This is a genomic window from Ruminobacter amylophilus (genome assembly GCF_900115655.1).
Taxonomy (GTDB): Bacteria; Pseudomonadota; Gammaproteobacteria; order Enterobacterales; family Succinivibrionaceae; genus Ruminobacter; species Ruminobacter amylophilus.
Genome location: NZ_FOXF01000083.1, coordinates 1 through 5070 on the forward strand (window position 1 = coordinate 1; position 5070 = coordinate 5070).

The following is a 5070-nucleotide window of genomic DNA, read 5'->3' on the forward strand; positions in this document are numbered from 1 at the left end:
GAGAATTTTTTAAAAACATGGGAATAAATGTGATATTTAATGGTTTTATGATGAGATTCGCCCTAGTTATAAACTAGGGCGTGCGGAGTTTAGGTCTTACGGAATTATACATAGGTATTAGATTTGTTTGATTTTGATGAAAGATATAAGGGCGGTGAGCGTGCCGTCCTTGTTAATGTTGATTTTGCTCAGGAAAACAGCTGCGAAGATCTTAATGAGCTTAAGCTTCTGGCAAAATCGGCAGGGGCTTCGATTGTCGGTGTAATGTCATGCAATCGTAAGCTTCCCGATCCCCGTTTCTTTATCGGCAGCGGTAAAGTGGAAGAACTCCTATCCATGGTCTCTGAGTCAGAAGCAGAGACCGTTATTTTCAATCATGAACTGTCTCCTTCTCAGGAAAGAAATCTTGAAAAAGAATTAAAGTGCAAGGTTATAACCAGAACCGCACTGATTCTGGATATTTTTGCGCAGCGCGCAAGAACCAGGGAAGGTAAGCTTCAGGTTGAACTTGCTCAGCTGAGATATCTTCAGACCAGACTTGTCCGCGGGTGGACCCATCTGGAACGACAGAAGGGCGGTATAGGCATGAGAGGCGGTCCCGGTGAAACGCAGCTCGAAAGTGACCGACGCCTGCTTCGTGAAAGAATAACCGCTCTCAAGGAAGATCTGGATTTGGTGGAACGCCGTCGTACACAGAGTGGCAGGGCTCGTGTTCATAATAATGTTCCGGTTGTTTCATTTGTGGGATACACCAATGCCGGAAAATCTACTCTGTTCAATCTGCTTACTGACTCGGAAGTGTATGCTGCCGATCAGCTGTTTGCGACCCTTGATCCTACCCTGAGATCCGTTGAGCTTCCTCATATAGGAAAGATTATTCTTGCCGATACGGTAGGTTTTATACGTCATCTTCCTCATGATCTTGTCGCTGCTTTTAAATCTACTCTGAGTGAGACCAGAGATGCGGATTTGCAGCTGCACGTGATTGATTTCAGTGATGAGAGGGTTCAGGATAATATTGAGTCCGTTAGAAGCGTACTGGAGCAGATAGAAGCCGACGAGGTACCTCAACTCAGAGTCTACAACAAGATCGACCGTCTGGAAAAGGTTAAACCGGGCATTGTATATAATGAACACGGAAAACCTGAAGCTGTGTACATAAGTGCCGCAAGAAACGTCGGTATTGAATTTCTGTACAAGGCCATAGCGGAATTATTGGGTAATGACCTGGTGGAAATTGTGGTAAAATTGCCGGGAACCGAAGGCGGATTACGCAACAGACTTTATCAGATGGGAGCTGTTAACGGCGAGACATATTCACAGACCGGAGAAATGATTCTTTCCGTTAAGCATCAGCGGGTTGAACTGGCTCAGCTTAACAGTCGCAGTAACGGTGCTCTGGAAAAATACTGTGTGAAACCAAAGAACTTTACTTTTAAAGAGCCTGAATTCTGATAAAATTTTTAAATTGCCGATTTGGAGGAATAAATGGCCTGGAACGAGCCTAATAACAATGATCCATGGAAGCAACAGCAGAAACGAAACAATGCCAATGATTTATCCAAAAAAGTTAATGATTTTTTTGATAAAAGTTCGTTTTTATCCTGGATTATTTTTCTAGCTGTTGTTCTCTTTTTTATCGTAATTAATAACTTCTATACCGTAAAAGAAGCTGAAGAGGCAGTGGTACTGCGTTTCGGTAAATTCAGCCATATTGAAATGCCGGGACTGCACTGGAAAATACCTCTCGTTGACAAGGTGACCAAGGTTGACGTTCAGATAGTTCAGTCTACCAAGTCAGTAGGTTCGATGTTAACCGAAGATGAAAATGTGGTTAACGTGGAAATGGAAGTTCAGTACAAGATAAGCGATCCTCGCAACTATTTGTACAATATGGTGGATCCGGATACCAGCCTTACTCAGGCAACTGACAGTGCCTTACGCTACGTGATAGGTCATACCAAGATGGATGACGTTCTTACCAATGGTCGTGAACAGGTGAGACAATCCACTGAGGAGCTGCTTAAATCCATTATTTCTCAGTATGACATGGGGATTTCCATTGTTAACGTAAACTTCCTGCCGGCCAGAGCTCCTGACCAGGTTAAGGCGGCGTTTGATGATGCAATTGCTGCTCAGGAAGATGAACAGCGCTTCAAAAGAGAAGCTGAAGCCTACAGGAATGAGGTAGTGCCAAAGGCTGAAGGTCAGGCAAAGCGAATTCTTGAAGAAGCTGAAGGTTACAGTCGCAAGGTTGTGGCCAAAGCAGAAGGTGATGTGGCCCGTTTTGAAAGGGTGCTTCCTGAATATAATGCCGCACCGCAGATTACCAAGCGCCGTATTTTCCTTGAAACTATGGAAAATGTGTATGGCAACAGTGCAAAAGTCATTATCAGTGCCGACAGGAACGGAGCTTCTCCTCTTATGTATATGCCTGTGGACAAGCTTATTGATTCAATCAATAAAAGCAATTCAGGTGAAAACAGAAACGGGGGAAAGAAGTAAATGAAAAATCCGATTACACTGGTTGTGGTTCTCATCGTTCTTGGATTTGTGGGGTTCCAGTCTGTTTTTGTTGTACACGAAGGTCAGAGAGCTCTGCTTACAAGATTTGACAAAGTGGTAAGAAACGGTGAGGGGCAGATAAGTCTGTATGAGCCGGGGGCCAGTTTTAAGATTCCATTTGTGGATAAACCTCTGTATGTTGATGCCAGAATCCAGACACTCAATTCAACCGCCGACAGATTCGTTACCACTGAAAAGAAGGATCTTATCATTGATTCTTATGTTAAGTGGAGAGTGGTTGATTTTGCCAAGTTCTATACATCAACTCAGGGAAAGCTTGCTGTGACTGAAGCACGTCTTAAGGATCGTGTTGCCGACAGCCTCAGATCCCAGATCGCCAAACTGACCATAAGGGAAATTGTTGCTGGCAAAGACGGCAGGGATAATGAAGACTCCGCAGAAAAGACTTCTTCAAAGCGCGAACAGATTATGCAGAACACTATGGCTGTTGTCGGTCCCGAGACTGAAAAGGATCTCGGTATCAAGATTGTTGACGTGCGCATTATGAAGGTGGAACTTCCTGACGAAGTATCCAACTCCATATATCAGCGCATGCGTGCTGAACGTGATACTGTTGCAAGACTTCATCGCTCAGAAGGACGTCAGGAGGCTGAAGCCATAAGAGCAAAGGCTGATAAGCAGGCTATGGTTAAGGTCGCTGAGGCTGAGCGTCAGGCTGAAGAGATTCGAGGAAAAGGCGATGCCGCTGCTACCAAGATTTATGCACAGGCCTATTCAAAGAATCCTGAATTCTTTGATTTTCTGAGAAGTATGGATGCCTATTCCCGCAGCATGTCAAATGGCGGCAACGTAATAGTCACCGATAACAACAACGAATTCCTTAAATATTTCAAGTAATTCATTCAAAACATCCCTGCGACGTACTGTTTGCGGGGATGTTTTTCAAATACCTTCATCTTTGTAAAAACTCTGAAGAATTTTATTTTTAATAGCGCCTCTTAACTGGTTTAATTCATGGCCGTTTTATGATAGAATTCAAAGGTTTGATTTTGATTTTGATTTTGAATGCATGCGAGTCCCGGTCTGCTTCAGACTCTGGAGTCCGGCTTTCAGAATTCGTTTTTAACCTGATAGAGTGTTATAAATTAGTATGGCTCATAACGTTGTTGTCTTAGGCACCCAGTGGGGTGATGAAGGTAAGGGTAAAATTGTTGATCTGCTGACTGATGAAGCGGATTACGTTGTTAGATATCAGGGCGGTCATAATGCCGGCCATACTCTGGTAGTAGACGGTAAGAAGCAGGTTTTACGTCTTATTCCTTCCGGTATTTTACGTCCTAACTGCACCTGTGTTGTTGGTAACGGTGTTGTTGTTTCTCCTGAAGCTCTGTTAGGCGAAATCAGGGAACTTGAAGAAAAAGGCGTTGAAGTGAGATCACGTATGGTAATCAGTCCGGCATGTCCGCTGATTCTTCCATACCATCAGGCGATTGACCGTGCCCGTGAAGCCAAGCTGGGTAAAAAAGCAATTGGTACCACCGGCAGAGGTATCGGTCCTACATATGAAGATAAGGCAGCCCGTCGCGCTCTCAGAGTAGGTGATATGTTCAATATGAAGGATTTCGCTGAAAAGCTCGAAACCGTAATGGAATATCATAACTTCTGTCTTACCAAGTACTACAACGTGGAACCTATTTCATATGAAAAGGTTCTTGAAGACTGCAAGAACTATGCTAAGGAAATTCTTCCAATGGTTCAGGATGTTACCTCTCTCCTGGCAAAGGCCAGAGAAGCAGGTAAGAAGATTATGTTCGAAGGTGCACAGGGTACATTCCTTGATATAGACCAGGGTACCTATCCGTACGTAACTTCTTCAAATACCGTGGCAGGCGGTGTCAGCACCGGTTCAGGTTTCGGACCTAGAAACATTGAGTACGTAATCGGTATTGTGAAGGCCTACACCACACGTGTAGGCGGTGGTCCGTTCCCTACCGAATTGTTTGATGCTACCGGTGAATATCTCTGCACCAAGGGCGCTGAATTCGGTTCCGTAACAGGACGTCGTCGTCGCTGCGGCTGGTTTGACGGTGTTGCTATGCGCAGATCAAATCAGATTAACTCATTAAGCGGTCTGTGCCTTACCAAGCTGGATGTTTTAGACGGACTTGATGAAGTTAAACTTTGTGTGGCTTACAAGAAGAGTAATGGCGAAATCATTGACTACTCTCCATTAGCTGCAGACGATTACGAAGGACTTGAACCAGTATATGAAACCATGCCTGGCTGGAAAGAATCTACTTTCGGTTTAAAGAAATACGAAGATTTACCTGAAAATGCCAAGAACTACATCAAGCGTCTTGAAGAAATTTCAGGTGTTAAGGTTGACGTAATTTCAACCGGTCCTGATCGTGATGAAACAATCGTGTTACGCCATCCTTTCGCTGACTAATACCCCTAACTCCGCAGATCATAGTTTCTAATTTTTGATTTGCTTCTTTGGGTAAGGTATGCCGAACAAGTCGAAGAGATCTCTGGTTTTTTTAG

General features: G+C 44.0%; 4 protein-coding genes. All 4 read left to right on the forward strand.

Features of this window, described 5'->3' with window-relative positions:
- Positions 1–123 precede the first annotated feature (123 nt).
- The 4 genes from hflX (at position 124) to BMY80_RS11690 (ending at position 4975) form a co-directional block, all read left to right on the forward strand.
- Positions 124–1455, forward strand: coding sequence for a ribosome rescue GTPase HflX (gene hflX, locus BMY80_RS11675; protein ID WP_031579775.1), 1332 nt, complete (start codon positions 124–126; stop codon positions 1453–1455).
- A 33-nt stretch (positions 1456–1488) separates the two neighbouring features.
- A complete protein-coding gene (gene hflK / locus BMY80_RS11680; RefSeq protein ID WP_093143885.1) occupies positions 1489–2505 on the forward strand; it encodes an FtsH protease activity modulator HflK in 1017 nt (338 codons plus the stop codon).
- Positions 2506–3423, forward strand: coding sequence for a protease modulator HflC (hflC, locus tag BMY80_RS11685; RefSeq protein ID WP_031579773.1), 918 nt, complete (start codon positions 2506–2508; stop codon positions 3421–3423).
- A 253-nt stretch (positions 3424–3676) separates the two neighbouring features.
- Entirely contained in the window at positions 3677–4975 is a 1299-nt protein-coding gene (locus BMY80_RS11690; RefSeq protein ID WP_031579772.1) for an adenylosuccinate synthase, read from the forward strand.
- The last annotated feature ends 95 nt before the right edge of the window (positions 4976–5070 follow it).